Raw genomic sequence first — 24,407 nt, 5'->3', positions numbered from 1 at the left:
TTACTTACAGCAAACTTAATTGCATCTACCTTTTTTAGGTACAGAAATATGAGAAAAACTACCATTTTTACTTTGACATTGCTATCTTTGGCAATCCTACCAGCAATGGCACAAATTCAGACGGGCGCATTAGGTCAGGTTTGGACTGATTTTCAATCATATTCCACAGATTTGCAAAACTACCTTCAATATAATCTGAGCGACAACTTAAAGCCTGTAGAAGTACAGAGTCAAAATGCTCTGAGTAATGCCAGAGGAGAATTGAATATACCTAACCCTGTTATCGCTGGACAGAGAGTTCGTGATAATTTGATTCTCTACTCTTCTAATTCCGACTCAAGAGGGGGTCGCTTTGAGAATAATTCAGCAGTGCGGGGAAATTTAATTAGTAATGAACTCAATCGTGTAATTACCCGTGGAGTAGCGGTAGGGATTCTTGGTGAAAAGGGACAAATTCGGACAAAATCAAAATTAGAAAATACAGAGAGAAGTCTGCAAGATATTGCCGGATCAAATGATGCCGATAATCAGATTAATAGCTTTAAGAATAAATTAGAGAGTACTGGTATTGATACAGCTGCTAAACAGGTTATAAGTATTGCCGACAACTTACTAGGTCAGGGCTTATTAGCATTGTTAACTACTAACCAAGAAACCATTAAAATCCAACAGGAACAATCGAAAATCGTAGCTGAAACATTTGCCCAGACATTACAGAATAATCAGTCTTTGCAATACTCGAATTTAAACTTGGCAAATATTTCTCAGCAGGCAGAAGAGACAAATCGCGCTCGGAGAGTAGAAACATCTACAGAAGCTGCACGACTTTTGCGAGCAACTTCTCAACTAGATTTGTTTGGCAGAAAGCTTAATAATTGAAATTTAAAATTGAAAAATTTCAATTCTTCTGATTCTAGAAAATACTTTTTTTAAAAGACAGTTACTTAACTGAACATGCAACTTGCTATTCAACAAATTTTTGCCCAAGTAGGCATTGATGAGATTCTTGATAATGGTGCTGCAACCTCTCAAAGTATTGCCGAAGGTTGGGATAAGCAATGGCTAGATTTATTACAAAATAACACCAGTAATAACTTGTATGGAGCGCTGACAAATCTGGGTATTTTTTTTGCGGTAGGAACCCTGTTGTTTTTCATGATACAATTCCTCAAAGACTTACTATCCTATGAATATACCCGTCCCATATCAGCTTTAATTTGGCCTTTTATTGTGGTGATTCTCTTAAGTAATTCAGCCAATGGAAGTATTCTTTCTAATCTGACACTAGGAGTGCGAAATTTTCTAAACACTGTGAATCAGCAAGTTGTGGTATCAGCAGATGCAGACAAAATGTACCAGCAAGCACTGAATATGAGTGTTGCCGAAGAAGTAGCTGGCTCTTTGCTGCGTCCATGTCAATCACTGACCGGCGAACAACAAAGTCAATGCTTTGTCAAAGCTGCCGAAAAAGTTAACATTCTTTGGCAAAAATATAGAGATATATATGGAAATAAAAATTGGATAATTAGACTACAAACTAAGGTAGATAACATTAGATATGGCACTGGAATTGTATCAGAAACCTCATTTAATTCTTTATTAGGTTCTACAGTCCAAACGAGTATCAAAAACTTTTTAGTCTCGTTACAATATGCCTTCCAGAATTTGATAGAAGCTACGATGTTGCTGATAGCAGCATTAGGACCAATAGCTGTAGGTGGGTCTTTACTACCTGTAGCGGGGAAACCAATCTTCGCATGGCTGACTGGATTTTTATCTATTGGAATTGCCAAGATTTCATTCAATATTATTGCGGTGCTGACTGCCGCAGTTATTGTCAATGGGCCAGGTCAAGATGCTAATGTTGATCCAGATTTAATGTGGTTCATTATTTTTCTAGGAATTTTAGCACCACTTTTATCCTTACTTGTAGCTGCGGCTGGCGGTTTTGCAGTCTTCAGTGCTATTAGCAATACGGCTTCTTTAGTGAAGGAGAGGATATAAGCAACTCAAAATTTCTAAAGAAGAATCTATCTAAATATTGGCTACTTTCCTAACTGCCGACTATACACAAATCATCATATATAATGGCTGAAGTTTTTTGCAGGAGGAGATGAATAAATGGTGCGTCTACTAGAAAACAGACAAAGAACGGGAAGTGTTTTGACCATTTTTGCGATCGCGTCCTTCAGTTTACATGTATTAGTTTTACTTTTATTCATATTTCAAGGGCTAAATATTCGCCAACTCAGTCTGAGAAAACCTCCCAACTTTGTGCAATTAATAGATGGTAAACCAGTACGCAATATTGATGATTTAGCAAGAGAACCAGAAGCAATCCGCCGATTCATCAGCAAAACGATGATATCAATGTTTACCTGGTCAGGAACCTTACCACCACAAAATATCGAAGAAGTTGCAAATCCTAAATCAGATTTAGGAATTCTAATTAGAACACCCCAAGGTAGTAGCCAAAAAATTAGTACTAGCACTTGGATAGCAAGTTTTGCCTTATCAGAAGACTTTCGCAAAGGTTTCTTAAGCACAGTTGCAGAAATGACCCCGCCAGAAGTTTTCTCGGAAAATCCTAACCAGGTTATGACATCACAATTAATTATTAAGCGAGTGTATCCACCAAAACAAATTGCACCAGGTAAATGGCGAGTGGGGATGGTAGCCGACTTAATTCAAAAAAATCGAGTTGGTGGTGAAAAAATCGTCACTCCTTTTAACAAAGATTTTCTTGTCCGTGCAGTAGATTATTTTGGTAATCCCCAAGCCGATAATGGCACAGACTTGCAAAAAGCAATTTATAGTGTCCGCACTGATAAACTAGAAATTTATGAAATTCGTAATTTATGTTTGCTAGATGGGTATAACAACCTTAACGAAGATAATTTAAAGCAATGTAGGGCCGGATAAACCTCTGATAGCTTTATCAAATAAGAGATTTTTAATTCCCCGACTCATAGTTCAATTTATATAATCAATTATTAATGCAATTACTTAAACCAGAAAATAAGAGAAATAGCCCATTACCACTCTTGGCAGTAGGAACATTTGGTTTACATGTATTAACCTTGCTTTTACTAATATTTCATGGGTCTATGTTACAACAGTTAAGTCGGCAACTTACACCTCAAAGTTTGGTACAACTTGTTGATGGCCGCACTATAACAGTAGACGCTCAACCAAATTTAGAGCGACAGCCAGAGGCTATTCGGCGCTTTGTGGCTGAAACGATGAGCTTAATGCTTAACTGGTCACAACAACAACCACCTACACAGGTCTGGGAAATTACTTCTCAACTGGTAGCTGATGATTTTAAACAAAAACTTAAATCAGAAATTACTAATTTAAATCCAGATAGTCAATTTGAAAATGTTAGTAGAGGAACTGAGAATGTATTAGTCATCCAAAAAATTTCTCAACCAACAGAAATCAGTAAGGGAAACTGGAAAGTAGAGATGTTTGCCAATCAATTAATTTTTAGCGGTTATGATAGGTTGGGAAAATCAGTTTCGTTTAATAAACAAATTTTAGTTAGAGCAATAGATGAACCAGCAACTTCACTACCCAATGCGCCACTACCGACGCACTTCGCAGCTTACCGCCTTGGTGAAGCCAGATTAGAAATTTATAATGTCTGTGAAATCCAAGATAAAAATTGTTCTGGAAATCCCAACTAAGCTTTACCATGACTCGATACTCAATTCCTGCCCAAACGCCTCCTCAAAATGGATTTGCTCTAACTACCGACGATCGCCAACCAGAAGTAGAATCTTTTGATTGGGAATCACGGATATCAAGGTTGGTCGGCTTAGAAGAAGAATCTTTTTCTGGCGATCCTCAAGGATCGGAAGACTCTGCAATGCCGCAAGAGTCTCCTTATCAACCACAAGAAGTTCAGACTAAGCAACCCCTCTCATCTAACCCCTTTGCAAAATTAGGCTTGGTAGGGGCTGCTACTTTAGTGATCGTTTTGGTGGGTGGTGTGTTTTTGTCCCAGTTGATGGGTACCAGCAATCAGAAGCCAAAAAATATTGTTTCCCCACCGGTACGTGAGCAACCAATTAATGAATCGACCTCTCAACAGCTAGCAGTCGAAGTAGATACTCTGAAAACGAAATTAGCCCTGACTGAACAAGCACAGTTGGTAAGAGCCGCCCAACAACAACTCAGAATTGCCAAATCAACGCCTAAAGTAGCCTTACGAGAACCATCAATTTCTTCTAGAGGTACACAGAAAGTGATCCCAACACCCCCACCAATAGCTTACGCACCTCGAACAGTGACAGTTGAGCGCATTGTTAAAGTACCTGCTTCTCAACTGCCAGTTGTGAAGCCAAATACTCAACCCGTAGTTAATATCACTCCACCAGCTCCACCAAACCCATTTGAAGAGTGGACAAAATTATCAAAGTTAGGTAGCTACGGTCAAGTAAATGCCAACGAGCAACCTAATAACACGGTAGCTGCTTCTGAACCTCCAAACAATCCACAGCCGCAGCAACAAACACCAAACCCCAATCCTGAGCAAACTCCACAACAGCAAACTCCTGCTCCTCTAGTCAGTCAAGCGCAACAGCAGGGACAAAAATCTGTAGCAGTAGGAAGTAGTGCCAAAGCTGTGTTGGCGACGGCAATATTTGGGGAAACTACCAAGTCAAACGGTGGCGGTGGTGATACAGGTGAACAGAAAAACGTATTTGTGGTTCGATTGAAAGAACCGCTAAAATCTACCGATGGTGCGATCGCTCTACCTGCAAATACCGAATTCCTAGCTGAAATTAGCTCCCTCTCCGAACAAGGTCTTTTGCAGATGAACGTAGTCAAAGTTGTCTCGCAAAATGATGGCAATCCGATAGAACGAAGCTTACCTAACAATGCAATTATTATTCGCGCTACCCAAGGTAAACCTTTAATCGCAAATAAATTTCCCAGTCAAGGTTCGTCCATAGCATCGATGGATTTAGGACTATTCGTTTTGGGAGGTATTGGCAAAGCAGCAGAGTTAATAAATCGTAGTGATACTGAACTGCAACCACTTACTTCACAAACTACCGTTGACGGCAACACCAGTAGCAGCACAACTCTTACTACTGTCACTAAAAACAGACGCGATATCGCAGCCGGGGTTGTGGAAGGTGGTTTGAACTCTGTAGTCCCCCAAATTGCCCAACGTAATCAACAGGCGATCGCCCAAATGTCACAGCAAACGAATATTTGGTTTTTGCCAGCCGGTACAAATATTGAAATATACGTTAATCAAGTAACCCAGTTTTAAGAGGTAGGATTGATACCAATTTTAAATTTGCATTGGGTAATGGTAACTAAGTAATTAGTTTTCTTGCCATCTTCCCTATTTTCACCTGTTCTATCAATCTCCTAATTTGCAACCATGATAAAGAATACTAACTTGTCAGGAAATAGCTCACATAATTCTTATTTCCTACCTCTAGCTTCCTTAATTTTCTCGGTTGCTATGTTATTGTTGGTAGGACGTGCTGGTGCTAATAATGCTGTTCTACGTTCCATATTTTCCTGTCAAGCGCAGGGTTTAGGTGGACTAATACCTACAATTAAGATTTGGTATCAACAAGGAACAAACTTAAGTTTTATTCCATCTGGAGAAGTAATTAAAAAAGTTTGGTTAAATGATCCATCACAGGTAACTCTAGATTTTGATGGCCCTGTATGTATGCAGTTTGGTCAAGAAGCTAATACTAATATAGGAGATTGTAAAAACTCCGCAGCAAATGTAATTCAACTCAGACGAATTAAAAAGCTGAAAATTCCTGGACTTCCTCTTACTAAGAATACACTTTTAACAGTTGTTACCGAAGCGCAAGGTAGAAATAAGTTATATACTTTTCGAGTGATATATGGAACAGATAATCCTGAGTATCACACTTTAGCAATTTTTTCCGATCCTTCTGGTCAAGAAGGAGCTTGTGCGAAAGTTCCACGATAAACTTCAAAAGTAGCACTCAACAACGACTGAAGTTTAGTTTTAACAAAAAGTGCTGATCCTTACGGATATCTGCATTGTGGCTTTCTAAAATTCTTGCTTTAATAGACATCTCCGAAAAAGTAGAGACGTAGCAATGCTACGTCTCTACAAGGTTTCTGGGTAACGCATATTTAATTTCTGGAGATGTCTAATGGGCAACTCTAAAAAAAGAGAGGGTACAAGGGTTCCATACAATTTAGAACCGCTATACACCACCATTAGGGTAAAGAATCATGAATGAGAAGGGTTGTATTTCAATCAATCGAAAAACGCTATAACTTAACCATATTGGCTTAAGTTAAGTTGGCACAATAAAATCAAACTATGTAAATAAAAATTAACTAGGCTAAAACCTTTATACCTATTGCCTTTTGCCTTTTGCCTTTTGCCTAATCCAAACGACAATTATTTACGCCCAACTTACTTAATCAGGCATTGTAAGCCGACATCTTTATAATTCTTCAGATAAAAATCAAGCAGAAATTAAAAATCTGTGTAATTATAAAGAAAAGCTTAAGAGGTTACAGACTCATGGTGACTGCGAAAATGATGCAACAGCTTTGGGCTGTAATCGAGTCTACCCAGGTCAACACCCTGCTCCATTTTGACGATGCTGCTTTAGTACAATTACTCCTCCAGCAGTTAAAAGCGAAGCAGGTTCTTGATGCCCAGGCAGATAGCAGCCTCAATACTTATATAAAATCTAAACTGCCTCTCATTCGTGATACGGCTGAAGGTCGGTTATCCTTCGGGCAAGGCGGCAATCATTAGCGCGAGAAATCGATTGCTTAATGCCAAGCATACGCTCAGAGTTGAAACAGTTGAATATTATGAATCACTGGCTAGTAATCGCCCTAGTAGCTTATCTAATTGGAGCCGCAATAGAAGGGGTGAGTACAGCCAGCCAGCTATCTCGTTCAGTGCCAGAACTAGCTAAAAGTACACAACAAGCTCACCCTTCAGAGTCTGCCACTGGAACCAATTCGACTTGGCGAGTTGTGGCCGCTATCGCTTCAGTAAGTATCTGTGGAGCTTTTTTCTGGCCTTGCCGCCTCATCCACCGTTTAATGAAAGGGAACGTTAATTCATAAACTTAAACCTGGCTGAAGCTGGGGACAAAATATATCTATTTGCGGTTGGTAAATTATGTAGTTTGTTCTGGTGCCGCTACATTTTGCCCAATTTTTGGCTCGGTACCAGCAAACAGTCGTTCAATATTAGTGCGATGGCGCAAAATTACATATAATCCACCGGCAATCCCAAACAGAATATAGGGTAACGGTTGGTGCAAAATTACCATGAAAATGGAAACAGCGATCGCACCTACAATTGAACTTAAAGAGACAATCCGCGATATCGCCACAACGATGGCAAACACACCGGCTGTTGCTAAACCTACCTGCCAACTCATGGCCAATAAAATCCCCAAGCTGATAGCAACAGATTTACCACCGCTAAAGCCCAAAAAAATCGATTTACTATGTCCCAGAATGGCAGCTAACCCAGCTAAAATTACTACCCACGGTTGCCACACTTGTGCATCTACCGTTGCAGGGATAAAATTTTGACTAGAGGCAAACTTGAATAACCAGTAAACTAGAGCGATCGCTAATACTCCTTTTAAGGAATCAAGTATTAAAACGAATGCTCCTGGCCCTTTCCCCAAGGTTCTTAGCACATTAGTTGCGCCGGTGGAACCTGAACCAACTTCCCGAATATCGATACCCTTTAACTTCTTCACAGCAATATACCCAGTGGGAAAGGAACCCAGCAGGTAAGCTATAAGCACTATTACGCCGCACAGACTTAACCAGATAGCCATAATAAAGTTTAAAAATCTAGAGAAATATCTCTTAATACCATTCTTGAAAGAAGATGCACCTACAGGAATTACACAGAAATAAATACTAGAGAGGCAATTCATTAATTGCCCCTACGTAAATAAAGTTCAGTCTCACATAGAATTGGTATGCCCAATGCCCAATGACCAATGACCAATGACCAATGAACAATAACTAATTAAAAGTCATCATCATAGTTTCTCACGGTTTTGGGGTCAGGAGCAAAGGCTAACCACAGAGGAAATTGCAGCAGTGACAAACTGATTTGCTCTTCTGAATCGTCAATGATAATAAAGGGCAGTTGATTGGCTTTCGTCAATCGGTCTGCTTTCTGAGCGAGAGCATCAGAAGCCTCAAATAATACTACACCCCGGTCTGGTCCAAAATCTGGGCGACCGATTCCCAGACAGTCTTGCAAGCCGCGCCGCCATTCACCTAATCGCTCTGGTGTATTAGCTAAGACTAAAGTACGAATGCGATCGCCATACAGCTTGTGTAATATCGAAATTGCAGCTGAGGCAATCAGAATATTCTGTAAGCGGCTACCCATTGTCCGCAAACCACCCCGTCCCCCTTGGGTAAAAAACCAATTCGAGACTCGCTCTGCATGGATTGGTTCAAAGGTTCGGCGTAGTTGCCATGCTGGGCCGTAATAATCTGGTTTATTGCGGTATTGGTCAATTAGGCGGCGAATTTGCTTTGTAGTATCTTGAAACTGCTGTTGGGCAAATTGCGGTATTCCAGGTTGGGATTCAACAGGTTTAGCTTCTTTTACAGCTGGTTTTTCTCGTTCCACCACACTTGGTGTTAGTTGCAACTGTTCGGCAGCAACGGCTAAATCCTGTAAGCTACCCGTGAGATAGTCTTTAAAACCCTGCACCCGAATTGCCAAGTCTTGGGATGTACCAGCAAAAGTGGTTCGCATCTCGTTGCGGATACGTTCTTGACGGCGTTCTAGTTGTTCTACAGAAATTTGTAGGGTTTGTTTGCGTTGTTCTAACTGTACCAACGACTCTTGCACAAGTCGTCCCAGTGAGGTTTGAGTTTCACTCACTTGTACCTGAAGGTTTTTGTAAGAAGCTTGCAGCTTAACTATTTCTTCCTTGAGGGCTGCTTCAGCCTTTTGCAACTCTGCTACTCGCTGCTCTGCTTCTGCATATAATGAATGATTTTCTGATTCTATTTCTGACCCCAGTGCGGTATTTTCTGGTTCCGACTGCGCTACAAACTCGCCATTTGAATTTTCTGTTAGCTCTACTGTAGTATCTACCACTTCTGCATTGGAGATGAGTGGCTCAAAAGTTGCGTAGTTTTCTGATGAGCTAACGCCTCCTGTTTCTCCCACTGACTCAACAGATGGATTGACTGGAGGTTCAACTGCATTGTTTTGCTCTTCTTTTTCTGCCAACCGCTCATCAATTGGTTCTGGGGTTTGAGATGCCTCTGGGTTCATAAACAATAGTGTAATTCCTATGACGCGAATAAATAGCTTTCAGAAATATTACAATTAACCTGCCATAAAAGTCCTGAGTCACAAGGGCTGAGTTATGAGTTGAGAGCAAAATGACTCAGCACTTGTGGCACTCAGCACTAAATACGCGGACAACGTTGTTCTAAGCAAGTTCTCAAGGTGTTGGGGTCAAATAAAATCGGCAAAAAGTGAATACTTTTAATTTCTTTAAAGTAAAACAAAATGGGGACTCCATTCCAGAAGATCCGCCAGTTTTGCCATTCCTGGTAAGGAAAGCGCCGAATCAATTTTTCATTTCTGTAAATATCTAAGTCGGTAACGGTAAATTGCAAACGCAGCGTTAACGCCTGAAACATGAGGAATAAGCCAAACAGTGTGAAAACAGCGCCTATCCACGGTTGTACCAACAGTAGTGGAATAGCGGTAATCACCAACACTATAGGTATATTGTAACTAGGCTTGAGTTCCACAGTTGATGTGGAGTTAGGAGCAAATGAACTGGTCACAGTTTTAAATCCTGCTTTATTAGTAAACATATCTCTTATTTTAGAAGTCAGAAGTAGAGACGCGATTAATTGTGTCTCTACAAGAGTGAGGAGTTTTAACTCATCACTCCTAACTCCTAAATACTCACTTCTCACTTTTATAAGCCTTTCAAAAATGCACTGCCAAGTCCTTGAAACATTAACCAAGAAAGAAAGAAGTTGCTAACAAATATAATTAGCAAGGCAGTCACAACAGCAGTTGTGGTTGACTGTCCTACTCCTTTGGCTCCTCCTGTTGTCGTCAATCCCCAGCTGCAACCAATTACGGCGATTAAAATCCCAAAGCAACACGCCTTAAGCATGGCGCTAATAATATCCCAGATCCCAAGAAAGTTACGGGCTGAGTCTAGAAATACGGTATCAGACAGGTTGTAGACATTTGTCGCAATTACGAATCCTCCGAACATCCCTGTTATCAAAGACAGGAGGGTTAAAATTGGTAGCATTAAACAGCAAGCAATAACGCGGGGAATAACCAGATAATCGATTGGATCTGTTTTTAACATCAACATGGCATCGATTTGTTCTGTTACGCGCATGGTACCGATTTCGGCTGCAAAGGCAGAACCGACTCGCCCTGCCAAAACCACTGCCGTCAACACGGGAGAGAGTTCTCGTGTCAAGGCTATAGAAAGCACCCCCCCGATAATGTTTCCTGCACCAAAGTTGATAAATTCTCGTGCCACTTGAATGGTAAACACCGCGCCGACGAAAATAGCCGTCAATAGGGCAATAAATAAGGAATCTGGCCCAACTGCTGCCATTTGTTCTAAGGTGTTGCGCCGATGGATTTTGCCCCTCAATAGGTGAACTAGTACTTGCCCACCCAGAAAAATCGCTGCCAGCAATCGCTGACTCCATTCTCCTAAACTGGATTTGGATGTAGTCTGGTTCAATGTTCTGTAGCTAACTCGGTAACTGCCTTAAGAATAGCGGAAGTCGTTGGGATAGGGAATGGGGAATGGGGAATTGGGAATGGGGAATGGGGAATGGGGAATGGGGAATGGGGAATGGGAAATGGTTATTTCTAAATCATTTCTCTTATGCCCCTCACTCTCAAGGGGGCTGAATATTAACTTAGATTAAAAATGCTCTCAGAAAAAAAAGCTATTATTAAACGTGCTGCAAACCAATAAATGGATGCTAATCTTGACTACAAGCTTGATTATGCAAGGGTTTGATTGATTTAAATAATTTTGGAAAGTCCCAGCACGTGTTGTAACTAGTAGCCATTTCTTTTAATGAAAACTTAAGATTTTTGACAGATTGTCTGCTTGGGAGCGATCACACGTATTGTAGAAAATGACAAACCGCTATCTAGCTATTGTCATCTCTACTCACGGAGTTTGTCCTAAATGACTATTTTCATTAACTTTCTCCGCTCCTTAGTACTCACGATCATATTTAGTTTTGTCGCTCCCATCTTCTTCGTTGGCGGTGGACTGCTCTTTTTATCCCTTATCGGTTCCTTTCCGGGTTTACAAGAGTTAACTGAAGCGATCGCCACTGAGATTATACGTTTTCTCGCCACCTTTGGCAGTGGGGCTCCCTTGCGTGGATTATTTGTAATTAGCTTGACCTGTAGTTTCGTCGGGTCACTGTTTGATACTTATGTTTACTATCGGTATCAAATTTTACGAATAGACTCCTGAATGATCTGAATAGTCTTCGTCAGGTGTTCATGGGCTGTACAAGAGAGGAAAAATTGAGATTCCCCAAAATGAAAGTATTACTGGTCTTAAACTAAATAGTGATTAGTGTTGCTGAATGAAATTTTATTAACTAAATTGAGTACCGAAATTATTAATTAAATACTTATTGTTAATTAGTTATTAGTTATTAATTACTGATAAATGTTCTGTGTGCCCGGCTGTAATAAAACAATCCGAAAACAGTCAAAAAGCTAGCAGAATAAGGGCTTTGAAACTTTTAATTATGCAAAATAGCTAAAATAGTCTGTGCTAAACCACCACATTGGACGCTAAACTAGAGTTTGGCATTTTGTGTTGGCTGCAATGTTTAAGGAATTTATCAGCATTCATCGAGAATATCAAATAAAACTCACTGCAAAATATAAAAATTTCCTTAAAATCCTGATAAACATCATGCCTGCTCATGTTTCTTAACAGAGCAAAAAAGGTCGTCTGACCTCTGGGGATCTTATATTGAGTTTATTACGAGGAATGTTTACAGCTCATGGTTTGGCCGTTTAAGCCCAAGTTTAGAAAACAAATTGCGCGGATTGAAATTACTGGTGCGATCGCCGGTGCGACTCGCAAACGCGTCCTAGAAGCACTGAAAACTGTAGAAGAAAAAAAATTTCCGGCATTATTGCTGCGTATCGATAGCCCTGGCGGTACAGTCGGAGATTCTCAAGAAATTTACAGCGCCCTGAAGCGTTTGCGCGAAAAAATTAAAATCGTCGCTAGCTTTGGCAATATTTCGGCTTCTGGAGGTGTCTACATCGGCATGGGAGCAGAACACATCGTATCTAATCCAGGTACAATTACGGGTAGTATTGGTGTGATTTTGCGTGGCAATAACTTGGAACGCTTGCTAGAAAAAATCGGTGTTTCCTTCCAGGTAATTAAGTCTGGCCCTTACAAAGACATTTTGGCTTTTGATCGGCAGCTGACTCAACCAGAAGAAAACATCTTGCAAGAGTTGATTGACACAAGTTATCAGCAGTTTGTCCAAACGGTAGCTGATGGCCGTTCTTTAACAGTAGAAGCTGTAAAAAGTTTCGCCGATGGTCGGATTTTTACTGGACAGCAAGCCCTAGAATTGGGTGTTGTAGACCGCCTGGGTACTGAAGAAGATGCCCGTCGCTGGACAGCAGAATTAGTTGGACTTGATCCGGAAAAAACTCTCTGCTATACCCTAGAAGAACGTAAACCCCTATTGAGTCGACTTCTACCAGGAAGCCGTCAGGTTTCATCAGGAATTCGATCTGGAATTGATTGGCTCGAATTTGAAGTCTCTACTAGTGGTTTACCTCTGTGGTTATATCGACCCTAGCTTGAGTTAGGAGTTAGGAGTGAGAAGTTGAGAGTTTGAACTCCTAACTCCTAACTCCTAACTTCTAACTCCTAACTTTTATCTTTTTAGGAGGATTTTGGCGTGGAGTGGCAAATGCGGGCTATTCGTGGAGCAACAACTGCTTCAGAAAATACTGTTGAGGCAATCCGAGAGGTAGTGACAGAACTACTAGATGAATTGGAAAATCGGAATCAATTTCAGCCGACAGACATGATTAGTGTGACTTTCTCGGTGACACGCGATTTGGATGTGATTTTTCCAGCTGCGATCGCTAGAGCGCGTCCTGGTTGGGATAATGTGGCCATGTTGGATGTGCAGCAAATGCACGTCGAAGGTAGCTTACAGCGCTGCATTCGGTTCTTAATCCACGCCTATCTGCCAGCCTCCGCCTCAATTCATCATATTTATTTACGCAACGCCGCTAGCTTGCGTCCCGACTGGAGTTTGCCCCAGCCTTTACAAACATCACAGCCAGCAGTTAAGTCAAAAGTGTAAATTGAATTATAAAGAGTACATTCCGCTTCTCTTACGAGACGCTACCGCGTTAAGCGAAGCTATGCCGTTCGCGTAGCGTGTCGCAGACAAGTCTCTCGTTCGCATTAGCGTCTCTGAAAGAGAAGAGAAGGCTCTACGCTTCATACCTTCGGGAACGCCAGAGGCGAACGCAATGACGACTTATTATCTTAGTAGATTTGTTTGCATTGGGATGCTCCCAATTTGTATGTTTCAAAAAAGGATTAATCACTTTTCTGAGACTGCTTTAGAAGCAAATAGTAATCTTGTCATAAAATCAATTAGATAAATTCATAAAATCAGAACTTTTTTCATTCAATTTTTAAAAAAAATTACCTATTAATTTGAATTTGAACAAATAGTTAATTTAGTTAAATATTTGCTTGGTAATGATTACAAAATATCAAATATTCTATGTTTGAACTACTTAAATACGCTCGTATTTTTATCATTACGGCCTGTTTGCTATTTGCTTGTCAGAGGGCACCAATCGAATTCAAACGCCCTCCCTTGAAAATACCAGTTGGATATTTTGTTGGGGAGTATCCAGGCATCATTGCTCAAGAAAAAGGATTCTTCAAAGCCCAAGGGGTAGATGTAGAACTAATTCTTCATAAACGATACATCCAATTGGAACAAGGAAATTTCAGTGCGGGTAAGTATGATGGTGCTATGTATTCTTTGGGAAGTTTTATCATCTTGAGCGCCACAAATCCAGATATACAAGGCGTGATGGTTGTAGATGAATCAACAGGAGCAGATGTAGTTGTCGCCCAATCACAAATTAAAATCGTTGCTGACTTGAAAGGGAAAAACCTGGGTGCAAATCTAGGCGGTTTTAGCGAAGTTTTCGTAACTGAGATGTTGAAAACTGCTAACTTAACCAGCGATGATGTGAACTTAGTTAAATCAGAGGCTTCAGAAATTCCTCAACGCCTGAAAAATAATACTATTCAAGCTGGACACACTTGGGAACCTCATCTTTCTGAAGCGAGAAAATTAGGGGGACATATCCTATTTACCAGCAAACAAACCCCTGGCTTGATTTTAGATATGATTGTCTTTCGCGGTGAGATAATCCGCGATCGGCCTGAAGATGTTCGTGCATTCGTGCGAGGATGGCTGCAAGCAGTAAACTACTGGAAAGCAAATATTCAGGAAGGAAACGCTATCATCAGCAAAGTCTTAAAAATTCCTAGCAATACAATCTCTCTGGAGGGAGTAAACCTAATTGATTTAGGTGAAAACCAAAAATTATTGCAATCTAGCAGCTCTAACTCCATCTACAAAACTGCCAAGATATATGCAGACTTTTTTATTCGCTCTGGAAACGTGACACGCATTCCTGAGCTAAAAACTTTGTTCAATTCTTCATTCTTGAAGCCTCCCTCCTAGTTTAAAGCCATGAAGCAATCTCTTTTGGGCGGTATCCGTACAAAGTTGATCACTTCGTTTCTGATTGTTGCTTTGATTCCGTTGCTGTTATTGTCATTTATCAACAAACAGACAACTGAAAAAGCACTAACTGACAACGCGAAACAAGCCCTATCTGCGGCGGCTAACGAAACTGCTAACAGAATAGATGCCTTTATTGATGAAAACCTTAATGCCGTGCGTGTAGAGGCGATTTTACCAGGTTTGGCACGCTACCTCAGCCTAACTCCAAAACAGCGAGATCACAGTCCCGAAATGAAATTGGCGACAGAAACATTAATCCGTCTCAGTCGCAAAGATATGCTCAATATTCTCTCATACTCTTTGCTCGACTTAAACGGGAAAAATGTATTGGATACATATATAACACCGAATATTGGCAAAGATGAATCAGTTGAAGATTATTTTAAAAAACCGCTACAAACTGGGTTATCCTTTGTTTCTAGCATGAAGCGATCGCCGACAATTCCTGACCTTATTACCCTGTTTTTTAGCAGTCCGGTTCGTAATGCCAAGGGAGATATATTGGGTGTATTGCGTGTTTCATACAATGCGACTGTTGTTCAGCAGTTAGTAACTAGAGAAACTGAACGAGCTGGGGCAAAATCATTTGCTATTCTTTTAGATGAAAATAATATTTATCTGGCACATAGCACTGCCTCAGAACTGCTTTTTAAATCAATTGTGCCTCTGCCTGCCGATGTTGTAACTCAACTGCAACAAGAAAGACGTTTGCCTAATTATCCTGTCAAAGAATTGGCAACTAATGAGTCAAAACTTAAGCAAGCATTGGATAATAAACAGTCGGATTTAATTACATCTTTGTCAGCAACAGGTAATCAGGTTAATCTGATTGCGATCGCTTGTTTAAAATATAAACCTTGGTCTGTGTTGTTCGCACAACCCCTTGCTGTTGCCCTAGCACCTGTAGAAAAGCAAATTCGTGACGCAATGTTTCTATTTGCAATTATCGCTTCAGTAGTGACAATCATTGCTTTTGCCATTGGGCAAGTGCTAACAAAGCCAATAATTTCCCTTACCAATATAGTTTTCCAATTTACCGCAGGTAACTTAGATATCCGCGCCAAAATTAGCTCAAAAGACGAAATAGGTCAACTGGCAAAATCGTTTAACAATATGGCACTTCAGTTACAAACATCTTTTGAAACTTTAGAACAACGGATACAGGAGAGAACAGCAGAGCTAGTAATTGCTAAAGAAAAAGCAGAAAATGCAAATCAGAAACTAGAACAACTGGTAAATCTAGATGGTTTGACTCAGGTGGCTAACCGTCGCTGCTTTGATGAACGATTGCAAGCAGAATGGAAACGCCTTGCACGAGAACAACAACCCCTCTCACTGATTTTATTCGATGTTGATAAATTTAAATCTTACAACGACTACTATGGGCATCTTGGAGGCGATAATTGTCTAATCAGAATAGCGCAAACAGTGCAACAGACAGTTCCTCGTCCTGCTGATCTAGTAGCGCGTTACGGAGGAGAAGAATTTTCGGTACTCCTCCCCAATACTGACTTAGTAGGAGCGATCAAAGTAGCAGAAAGTATTCAACAAGCAATTTACGATCAGGTCATTCCTCATGCAAAGTCTGATATCAAGGATATCGTCACACTTAGTTTGGGTATTACTTCTGTCATACCCACTTGGGACATCAAGCCAGATACACTTATCGCTTCAGCCGATCAAGCAATGTACAATGCCAAACAAAAGGGGCGCGATCGCTATTGTACGTTTTGCTGATTTACTTCCATTGATACCCAGTGTTAGCAGATTCTAGCAGCGATCGCTCCACGTGTGGTTATTGAAATCAAAGATTTTTGACACGTTGGCGCAGCCCAACCTAGGCATCGCTTCATACAACAACTCTATTCCTTGTTAAGACTGACCCAAAATATTTCTCAAACTCAGATTTCTCCGTGTCGCGCCAGTTGCTTCTCCTGTCGGAGACGCTGCGCGAACAAGTCGGGGAACCCGCCTAACGCACTGGCTTCTCTGCGCCTATGCGGTTCGTTATTCTCTAAGTGTAGGAATAATTCGATTCAATAATAGTACCAATTAAAGGTGCGATCGCTTCGAGAGGTTATTTTTATATAGCGATCCGATTTCATTTATGAAATTATTTGCGTAGTAATACAATAGGCAACAGTCAAGAAGCTTCTTTAAGTTATACTAAATTTTTTCAACAATCAAAGATGAGTCCTATAGATTAAAATTTATGTAAAAGGTTAGCTATATGTTAAAAACAATTCAAAGAATTTATAAATACAAGCCAATGTGCAATTACTCATGATTTTTTGAGTACTACCTCAAAAAAAACCTTTATTTAAAAGTTGCGCGATGACACAGACAACTACAGAGCGTCTATACTCTTTTGAAGAATATCTCGCTTATAACGATGGTACTGATAGCCGTTATGAACTGGTGGATGGGAAACTAGAACGCATGAATCCACCAACTTTTAGACATTTACTACTTGCTAAATTCCTTGAACAGACATTTGACACAGAAATCAATCGCTTGAGTTTACCTTGGCTATGTTTTAGAGAGGCAGGTGTAAGAACGGGATGGCGAAAGTCAAGATTGCCTGATGTTTATGTTGTAAGGGCTGAACAGGTAATAGAATTCCTTGATGAGTCTGCTGTTTGTCAGTCTGCGCCGATATTAGTAGTGGAAGTTGTCAGTCCTGATTCAGTAAAACGCGATTATCGATATAAACGTTCTGAATATGCAGCGTTAGAGATTCCTGAATATTGGATTGTAGATCCAATAGAGTCAAAAATTACGATTTTATTGTTGTCAGAAGGATTGTACGAAGAGAAAGAGTTTAGCGGGAGTCAGCAAATTGTGTCTGTAACTTTCCCGGAAATTGCACTTACAGTTGAACAAGTATTAGCTGCGGGTAATGTTGGTTAGAAAATAAACCATCCCCTCTCCTAGTTATGACAAGACCGTAAAACTCTGGGCTTACTTAAATAACCTAGAAGATTTAATTGGATACAGTTGTGCTAAGTTACGTGGTTATTTACAGTCACCCCATGTAAGCGATCGCATCCATCACCAACTAAAATTACTGATTTGGCTTTGTTTGGAGAGCGATCGCCTACCTGATTTACTTCCATTAATACCCAGCGTTGGCAGTATCCTAGCAATGATCGCTCCAGGTGTGGTTATTGAAATCAAAGATTTGTGTAGAGTTCTTGCACTAAAGCATCCATTTCAAGCTTCTTTTAATCTTGGGTTCCTGAAACCATTATTAAATTATTCGTTGTATTCGGTTGAAGTTCTCTAGGATGGTCTGTTTGAATGAATTCATCAAACAATTTGAAAAACTGATCTAGTGCAGTGTGTTCATCTTGGGAAAAAAATAAAATAATCTGATCCCAAGTCTGATTGGAAGTTAAATTAAACCTCTGCTGAATCTAGGTTTGAAATTCTGAAAATTCCTGTTCTTGTTGTGTTTGAGGAATTCCTATCTGGCGACGGGCAAAGCAGTAACCTGCAAGAAAAGTGCGGAGATTGGATATAGAAGGTCGTCCTAAATACATAGCAGGACGTTTCCGTATATTGTGGATTAGATCATACAAATCAACCATCTGTCCCTCTTGCTTAAAAATCGGTTTCGGTGATTTGGAAATTGCCGCCTAAATCTAGAGCAGGGCAGTATAGATTATTAATCCAGTTTACTCTGGAAATTCCTTCGGGGTGGATGTTGTCAGATATTGCAGAAAGGATCTTCTGTGCTACCCGTAAAGAGACTAACCTGTTTACCAGAAATATTTTGATCGATGAGGAATTGGCGCAAGGCGATGTCTGGCGACAAGCCGCTACGCGTCTACGCACAGGGAACACATTCAAAAATCTGGAACTGTGCAGCGATCGCACTCAGTTGACTTTGAAGGCTAGCCTTGGTCATGATGTACTTGTGTCAATTTCCCAGTGCTAGCCATTAGTGGGCGATAGCTGTATACAATAACTCTATTCTTTTTGATGATGAAACCGAATCCCTAGAAAGATGTCGTAAACAAACTCAAAAAAGTCCTTTTTCTGCAACAATCCTGAAGTTTGATAACATCCTTTTTCATCTAGGAGGGGCTTCATGACATAGTACGCAGGTTGATAATTATACCAAGGAATAGAAGGCCACAAATGATGAATTAAGTGGTAATTCTGTCCCATAATCAGAATATTGAGAACTTGGTTCGGGTAGACGCGAGCATTTTTCCAGCGATCGCGCTCTGCAAAGGGACGATGCGGTAAATAGTCAAAAAATAATCCCAGTGCTATCCCCACTACAAAAGCTGGTATAAACCAAAAATTGAGAATGTAACCCAAAAAGTGGTATTGCACTGATATATAAACAATTACACCAACAATTAAGCGACTGATGAACCATTCTAGTAGTTCGTATTTACGCCACAGTCGCCGTTGAAAGAAAAATACCTCGTGGTACAAAAACCGCACTGCAATCAGCCATAGTGGGCCACCCGTAGAGACATAATGATCTGGGTCGTCTTTGGGATGGTTGACATGGCCATGATGTTGTAAATGCACCCGCGTAAACACTGGAAAAGCAAAAGCTAGCATCAACGCACTGCCATGTCCTAATATCGCATTCATCACCCGGTTGCGATGGGCAGATTGGTGACAAGCATCGTGAATAACCGTCCCAGCACAATGCAACGCAATAGTGTTAACGCTAAAGCAGAGCCAGTGGGGCCATTCCCAAAGCCAGTAACCAAAGTTAGATAACACCAGCATTGCTACAGCTACCAAAAACAGCAATAGCGTGGGATTAAAATCACCAGGAGGCGCTAAAAATTCCTTTGGCGGGATTGTCAGTGGCTTTTGTGCCTCCGATGTGATCATTTCTAACATTGACTCCTTCTTAATCAAACATTACGAATATACGATAAATATTAGTGAAGAATAAAGTTTTGTAACCTTTTGTATAGCAATATTTATCCACAGCTTTGCATATCAGTAGATGAATAACGCTATGATTCCAGACAAGAACTAATCTTTACTGATAAGTGGGGTATGGCAATTGGCAAAAAGTTGATGGGATAAACTCTTTCGTTGGGAGGATGGATACAAGATTGATGTACTATATCTAGTCTATCCCACAGCCCTCACTCTCCCATAAAACCTCTCTAACTGCTTATATCTATTGGTATAGCAGTGACTGAAAAGGAGATGCAACTTAAGTTACGATGACTTCCCAGATAGCTCCCTCACTTCAGCCCCTATGCAATTAAGAGATTCTCTGCGCCGGACAAAAATTGTCGCTACTATTGGCCCCGCCACTAGCAGTCCTGAAATGCTCAAGGCGATTATTGAAGCGGGAGCCACGACGCTGCGGCTAAACTTCTCCCACGGAACTCATGCCGACCATCAGCGTAGTATTCGCTTAATTCGGCAAACCGCTTTTGAATTAAATCAGCCAGTGGCAATTCTTCAAGACTTGCAGGGCCCAAAAATTCGTTTGGGGAAGTTTGACAACGGGTCTATAGTTTTGGCAAAAGGCGATCGCTTCACCTTGACAAACCGTCCGGTGGTAGGCACGCAGGAAATTAGCTGCGTCACCTACGATTATTTAGCCGAAGAAGTCCCCGTTGGTGCAAAAATCCTCCTCGATGATGGACGAGTAGAAATGGTCGTGGAGGAGATTAACCGAGACAAAGGTGATTTGCATTGTCGCATCACCGTGCCTGGTAAACTTTCTAACAATAAAGGCGTAAACTTTCCCGGCGTTTACCTGTCAATTAAGGCAATGACCGACAAAGACCGAGAGGATCTGATGTTTGGTCTAGATCAAGGTGTCGATTGGGTGGCACTTTCCTTTGTCCGCAATCCGCAGGACATGATCGAAATTAAAGAACTAATTTCCAGTACAGGCAAGCAAGTGCCGGTGGTTGCCAAAATTGAAAAACATGAAGCTATTGAGCAAATGGAGGCAGTTCTGGCTTTGTGTGATGGCGTGATGGTTGCCAGAGGCGATTTAGGCGTAGAATTGCCAGCAGAAGATGTTCCCGTACTCCAAAAGCGGCTAATTGCTACGGCAAATCGCTTAGGGATTCCCATCATCACCGCCACCCAGATGTTAGACAGCATGGTGAGCAATCCCCGTCCCACTCGTGCCGAAGTGTCGGATGTAGCAAATGCGATTTTAGACGGCACAGACGCGGTAATGCTCTCAAACGAAACCGCCGTCGGTAGCTTCCCTGTAGAAGCAGTAGCGACGATGGCGCGGATTGCCGAGCGGATGGAGCAGGAAGAAGCCCAACACTTAAACTTGCGTTCCGTGAGAGATGCTAGGCGCTCCATTCCTAATGCGATTAGTCAAGCTGTAGGTCAAATTGCCGAACAACTAGGTGCATCTGCAATCATGACCCTAACGCAAACTGGGGCTACAGCTCGCAATGTCTCTAAATTCCGTCCCAATACACCGATTTTGGCTGTTACCCCCCATGTGAATGTAGCGCGGCAGCTACAAATGGTGTGGGGAGTAAAACCGCTATTGGTGCTAGGATTACCTTCCACTGGTCAGACATTTCAAGCTGCGATTAATGTGGCTCAGGAGTTGAAGTTACTCTCTGAGGGTGATTTAGTAGTCATGACTGCTGGCACACTCCAGGGAATTTCTGGCTCCACAGATTTGATTAAGGTTGAAGTGGTGACGGCGGTACTAGGTCACGGAATTGGATTAGGACAAGGTTTAGTGAGTGGTCGCGCACGGGTAGCGAATACTGGCATGGATGTTAGTAACTTTAATCCTGGAGACATATTAGTTGCACCGCGCACTAGTGCCGATTTTGTTGAAGCTATTCGCAAATCTGCCGGGATTATTACGGAAGAGGAAAGTCTCACAAGTCATGCTGCCGTTATCGGCTTACGTCTTGGTGTGCCAGTGATTGTTGGCGTGAAGCAGGCAACACAGGTGATTCGAGATGGAGCGATTATAACCCTGGATCTGCAACGGGGTTTGATTTACTCTGGGGCAGTGAGAACGCCTTAGAAGTGGGGAATGGGGACTGGGGACTGGGGACTGGAAAAGTTAGGAATTCTCAATGCCCAATTCCTAATTGCCAATTGGCAATTCCCAATTGGCAATTCCCAATTCCCAAAATTAAACAGTTGCGATCGCAACCCCAAGCCATCCAGCAAAGTTTTTTTGCTGTGTGGAGTCAGGATGATCAACAGGTTTTACCTGATATCGAGTGGGATGTGGTGACGCGAGGGTAATGGAATAAGTACGCAGTTCGTCTTGATGGAAAACTGTGACTTGGATGGTATCGTTTGCTTGGTAATCTTTCAGGCGATCGCTTAAACTACTCGCCGTTACCTTAATCCCGTCAATTGCTAACAACTCATCACCTGCATCAATTCCCCCTACTTGTGCAGGTGAATCAGTTTCCACAAACTTAATCATCTCCCGCCCATTCTCTGTATTTATTCTCACACCCAGGTAAGATTCTTCCTGCTGTTCAGCTACCAACTGCAAACCAAAGGGTTCTAGATACTGATTGAAAGGTAAATCATCAGTACTATCAATGTAGCGTTTAAAGAAATCAGTCAAATCGATTCCGGCGACAGATTCTATAACTTCCTGCAACTGTTCTGGAGTATAACCAATTTCATCTTTCCCGAATTGCTGCCACATTTTCAGCATTACGTCATCGAGGGAACGCTGATTGTCGTGAGTGGAACGAATCAGTAAATCCAGCAATAACGATACCATTTCTCCCTTTAAATAGTAAGAAATTTGGGAATTACCGCTATTTGCATCGGGGCGATAAAGTTTTATCCAGGCATCAAAACTCGACTCGGAAACGGGTTGTACCTTTCGCCCCGGTGTCGTTTCATATCTGGTAATTTCTTTGCTCAAGTTATTCAAATACGACTTAACATCATAAATTTCTGCCCGCAAAGGAATTAACAAGTCATAGTAACTAGTAGTACCTTCACAAAACCATAATGATGGTGTGTAGTTTTCCTGGTCATAATCAAAAACCTCTAATGCTTTTGGGCGAATTCGTTTGACATTCCACAAGTGAAAGAACTCGTGTGCAACTAATTGGATAAAGCGATCGTACTTTTCCTGGGTGCGAAATCCAAAACGTTGGTAAATTAATGAGCAAGAGTCCTTATGCTCCAAACCGCCAAAAGCTTGGCTAAATAAATGTAGCAGAAACACATATCGTTCATAAGGCAAACCGCCGAACATCTGCGCTTCTACCTGAATAATTTTTTGGATATCAGCAATCAGGTGCTGAACTTGGTAATTACCTTTCCCCCAAATTGCCAGTTCATGGGGTTTTCCCAAGACCTCAAATTTATACAATTGATGGCTACCAATCTCAAAGGGAGTATCCACCAAAGTATCAAAATCGCTCGCCCAAAAAGTATTTGTTTCCTCACCCACGGGAGGTAGAGCAGTTGTTACCTGCCATTCCGGGTATGGCGGTACGATGGTAACGCGAATGGGTTGCTTATCCCAGCCCGGTAATCTAAAAAATAATGCTGCACCATTGAAATAACCGTGGGTAGCATCCAAGTGATTTGTCCGTACCGATAGCTCATTGGCAAAAATGCGGTAACGTATAGTTAATTCTGAAACACCTGTTTTGTCTACCTGCCAGTGATTTTTGCTGATTTTCCGCCAAGGTAAAGGCTTACCCTCTGCAAAAACCACAAAATCCTGTAAATTCTTGGCATATTCTCGAACTAAGTAGGAACCGGGTGTCCATACTGGCAATTTTAAATCGAGAATCGGCGAGGGGTAATCGACAATGCGTAAAGTTACCTCAAACAGATGAGTTTCTGGTTGAGACATTGCTACTAGGTAATGAATCGTCGGGCCAGTTTCCTGGATATATGCGTTGGGACGAGTTGCTGTTGCTTCAGTCATCTTGGTGCTGAGTTAATAATCGATAGGTAATTTCTCTCATGATGACAAATTTGCATGTTAAGTTTCGCCTTTTATTGGCTGCGGTAGTCAAAACCTAGTTTATTTCCCACCTTGCAATCGATCGCCTGCTGCCAAAGCAATCTTTGCAACTTCCAAAATATTTGTATTAATTTTCACTGGTTGCGTTGGTGTGATTTGCAAGGTAATTTATTGTTGACTGGTGAGGAAAGAGCCGAACAGGAAAGACAAAGAGCCGATCGCCTAACTGCCCAATTGCGATCGCTCGGTGTTGAACCAGAAGCTTAATTCGCTTCTGCTTCGTTAAGTAATTTTATTCCAAAGGCGATCGCTTGGTGTTGAACCAGAAGTCTTATATTTTTGGACTGTGGCTAAAAGTGCGTAGAGACGAAGCATCTTGTTATCAGACATCGCTCTGACTTCACCGGAGGCGATCGCACCAATTTGGGATTTGGCTAGCGAAGGTAAACAAATAATAAACTATGTACGTAGAGGCGCGAAATTTCGCGTCTCTGTAATTTGGGGAGATAGTAGGATTGAAGTACACCAGTTAAAAAGCCTCATTGGTTGATGTATCAACAAAAAACATCACTAATACCTGAGT

General features: G+C 41.3%; 24 protein-coding genes and 1 pseudogene. 18 read left to right on the top strand and 7 right to left on the bottom strand.

Annotated elements, in window-relative coordinates:
- The first annotated feature begins 48 nt into the window (after positions 1-48).
- The 8 genes from H6G86_RS27285 to H6G86_RS27250 all read left to right on the top strand — a co-directional run bounded on the left by H6G86_RS27285 (position 49) and on the right by H6G86_RS27250 (position 7,104).
- Complete coding sequence (locus tag H6G86_RS27285; protein ID WP_190936939.1) at positions 49-879, top strand: hypothetical protein; 831 nt, start codon at positions 49-51, stop codon at positions 877-879.
- 75 nt (positions 880-954) lie between these two features.
- Positions 955-2,004, top strand: a complete 1,050-nt coding sequence (locus H6G86_RS27280; RefSeq protein ID WP_190936938.1) for a hypothetical protein — start codon at positions 955-957, stop codon at positions 2,002-2,004.
- A gap of 117 nt (positions 2,005-2,121) precedes the next feature.
- Positions 2,122-2,922, top strand: coding sequence for a hypothetical protein (locus H6G86_RS27275; protein WP_190936937.1), 801 nt, complete (start codon positions 2,122-2,124; stop codon positions 2,920-2,922).
- A gap of 74 nt (positions 2,923-2,996) precedes the next feature.
- Positions 2,997-3,689 (top strand): hypothetical protein, encoded by a 693-nt coding sequence (locus H6G86_RS27270; RefSeq protein ID WP_190936936.1) that lies wholly within the window; start codon positions 2,997-2,999, stop codon positions 3,687-3,689.
- A gap of 8 nt (positions 3,690-3,697) precedes the next feature.
- A complete protein-coding gene (locus H6G86_RS27265) occupies positions 3,698-5,287 on the top strand; it encodes a TrbI/VirB10 family protein (protein ID WP_190936935.1) in 1,590 nt (529 codons plus the stop codon).
- A 114-nt stretch (positions 5,288-5,401) separates the two neighbouring features.
- On the top strand, positions 5,402-5,974 hold the full coding sequence (locus tag H6G86_RS27260; protein ID WP_190936934.1) for a hypothetical protein: 573 nt from the start codon (positions 5,402-5,404) through the stop codon (positions 5,972-5,974).
- 570 nt (positions 5,975-6,544) lie between these two features.
- Positions 6,545-6,784 (top strand): hypothetical protein, encoded by a 240-nt coding sequence (locus H6G86_RS27255; RefSeq protein WP_114082867.1) that lies wholly within the window; start codon positions 6,545-6,547, stop codon positions 6,782-6,784.
- Between the two features lie 59 nt (positions 6,785-6,843).
- Positions 6,844-7,104 (top strand): hypothetical protein, encoded by a 261-nt coding sequence (locus tag H6G86_RS27250; RefSeq protein WP_041566350.1) that lies wholly within the window; start codon positions 6,844-6,846, stop codon positions 7,102-7,104.
- A gap of 53 nt (positions 7,105-7,157) precedes the next feature.
- Here H6G86_RS27250 and plsY read toward each other — a convergent pair whose 3' ends face one another.
- The 4 genes from plsY to H6G86_RS27230 form a co-directional block, all read right to left on the bottom strand.
- Positions 7,158-7,835, bottom strand: coding sequence for a glycerol-3-phosphate 1-O-acyltransferase PlsY (gene plsY / locus H6G86_RS27245; RefSeq protein ID WP_190936933.1), 678 nt, complete (start codon positions 7,833-7,835; stop codon positions 7,158-7,160).
- A 197-nt stretch (positions 7,836-8,032) separates the two neighbouring features.
- A complete protein-coding gene (locus H6G86_RS27240) occupies positions 8,033-9,307 on the bottom strand; it encodes a DUF3086 domain-containing protein (protein WP_190936948.1) in 1,275 nt (424 codons plus the stop codon).
- A 137-nt stretch (positions 9,308-9,444) separates the two neighbouring features.
- Entirely contained in the window at positions 9,445-9,861 is a 417-nt protein-coding gene (locus H6G86_RS27235) for a DUF3119 family protein (RefSeq protein ID WP_190936932.1), read from the bottom strand.
- 107 nt (positions 9,862-9,968) lie between these two features.
- Complete coding sequence (locus H6G86_RS27230; RefSeq protein ID WP_190936931.1) at positions 9,969-10,766, bottom strand: MlaE family lipid ABC transporter permease subunit; 798 nt, start codon at positions 10,764-10,766, stop codon at positions 9,969-9,971.
- Positions 10,767-11,225: 459 nt separating this feature from the next.
- On the opposite strand from H6G86_RS27230, the gene H6G86_RS27225 reads away from it, so the two are divergent.
- The 6 genes from H6G86_RS27225 (at position 11,226) to H6G86_RS27200 (ending at position 17,790) form a co-directional block, all read left to right on the top strand.
- A complete protein-coding gene (locus H6G86_RS27225) occupies positions 11,226-11,522 on the top strand; it encodes a hypothetical protein (protein ID WP_190936930.1) in 297 nt (98 codons plus the stop codon).
- 544 nt (positions 11,523-12,066) lie between these two features.
- Positions 12,067-12,888 carry a signal peptide peptidase SppA gene (gene sppA, locus H6G86_RS27220; protein WP_163930209.1) on the top strand — a complete coding sequence of 274 codons (822 nt, stop codon included), beginning with the start codon at positions 12,067-12,069 and terminating at the stop codon, positions 12,886-12,888.
- A 102-nt stretch (positions 12,889-12,990) separates the two neighbouring features.
- On the top strand, positions 12,991-13,404 hold the full coding sequence (gene aroH, locus H6G86_RS27215; RefSeq protein ID WP_190936929.1) for a chorismate mutase: 414 nt from the start codon (positions 12,991-12,993) through the stop codon (positions 13,402-13,404).
- Positions 13,405-13,836: 432 nt separating this feature from the next.
- The gene (locus H6G86_RS27210; protein ID WP_190936928.1) at positions 13,837-14,817 is read left to right on the top strand and encodes an ABC transporter substrate-binding protein; all 981 of its coding nucleotides are present in this window, start codon (positions 13,837-13,839) and stop codon (positions 14,815-14,817) included.
- Positions 14,818-14,826: 9 nt separating this feature from the next.
- Positions 14,827-16,617, top strand: a complete 1,791-nt coding sequence (locus H6G86_RS27205; RefSeq protein WP_190936927.1) for a sensor domain-containing diguanylate cyclase — start codon at positions 14,827-14,829, stop codon at positions 16,615-16,617.
- 597 nt (positions 16,618-17,214) lie between these two features.
- Positions 17,215-17,790, top strand: coding sequence for a Uma2 family endonuclease (locus tag H6G86_RS27200; protein ID WP_190936926.1), 576 nt, complete (start codon positions 17,215-17,217; stop codon positions 17,788-17,790).
- Positions 17,791-18,296: 506 nt separating this feature from the next.
- On the opposite strand, the gene H6G86_RS38930 is transcribed toward H6G86_RS27200, so the two are convergent.
- A complete protein-coding gene (locus tag H6G86_RS38930; protein ID WP_242064996.1) occupies positions 18,297-18,470 on the bottom strand; it encodes a hypothetical protein in 174 nt (57 codons plus the stop codon).
- A 41-nt stretch (positions 18,471-18,511) separates the two neighbouring features.
- Between H6G86_RS38930 and H6G86_RS40210 the strand changes: the two genes are divergently transcribed.
- The gene (locus H6G86_RS40210; RefSeq protein ID WP_190936925.1) at positions 18,512-18,820 is read left to right on the top strand and encodes a hypothetical protein; all 309 of its coding nucleotides are present in this window, start codon (positions 18,512-18,514) and stop codon (positions 18,818-18,820) included.
- A gap of 32 nt (positions 18,821-18,852) precedes the next feature.
- Here H6G86_RS40210 and crtR read toward each other — a convergent pair whose 3' ends face one another.
- Positions 18,853-19,743, bottom strand: a complete 891-nt coding sequence (crtR, locus tag H6G86_RS27185) for a beta-carotene hydroxylase (RefSeq protein WP_190936947.1) — start codon at positions 19,741-19,743, stop codon at positions 18,853-18,855.
- A 379-nt stretch (positions 19,744-20,122) separates the two neighbouring features.
- On the opposite strand from crtR, the gene pyk reads away from it, so the two are divergent.
- Entirely contained in the window at positions 20,123-21,892 is a 1,770-nt protein-coding gene (gene pyk / locus H6G86_RS27180; protein WP_190936924.1) for a pyruvate kinase, read from the top strand.
- 111 nt (positions 21,893-22,003) lie between these two features.
- Here pyk and H6G86_RS27175 read toward each other — a convergent pair whose 3' ends face one another.
- Positions 22,004-23,785: a M61 family metallopeptidase gene (locus H6G86_RS27175; RefSeq protein WP_190936923.1), complete on the bottom strand. Its 1,782-nt coding sequence runs from the start codon at positions 23,783-23,785 to the stop codon at positions 22,004-22,006.
- A 177-nt stretch (positions 23,786-23,962) separates the two neighbouring features.
- On the opposite strand from H6G86_RS27175, the pseudogene H6G86_RS27170 reads away from it, so the two are divergent.
- Together H6G86_RS27170 and H6G86_RS27165 are read left to right on the top strand one after the other, a co-directional pair.
- Positions 23,963-24,091 (top strand): annotated as a pseudogene (locus tag H6G86_RS27170) (Uma2 family endonuclease); the annotation flags it as partial.
- 109 nt (positions 24,092-24,200) lie between these two features.
- Positions 24,201-24,374, top strand: coding sequence for a hypothetical protein (locus H6G86_RS27165; protein WP_190936922.1), 174 nt, complete (start codon positions 24,201-24,203; stop codon positions 24,372-24,374).
- The last annotated feature ends 33 nt before the right edge of the window (positions 24,375-24,407 follow it).

The sequence above is a fragment of the Nostoc sp. FACHB-133 genome (assembly GCF_014698055.1).
Classification (GTDB): Bacteria; Cyanobacteriota; Cyanobacteriia; order Cyanobacteriales; family Nostocaceae; genus Nostoc.
The sequence above is the reverse complement of the archived record's forward strand: the minus strand, read 5'-3'. Positions and strand labels throughout refer to the sequence as shown.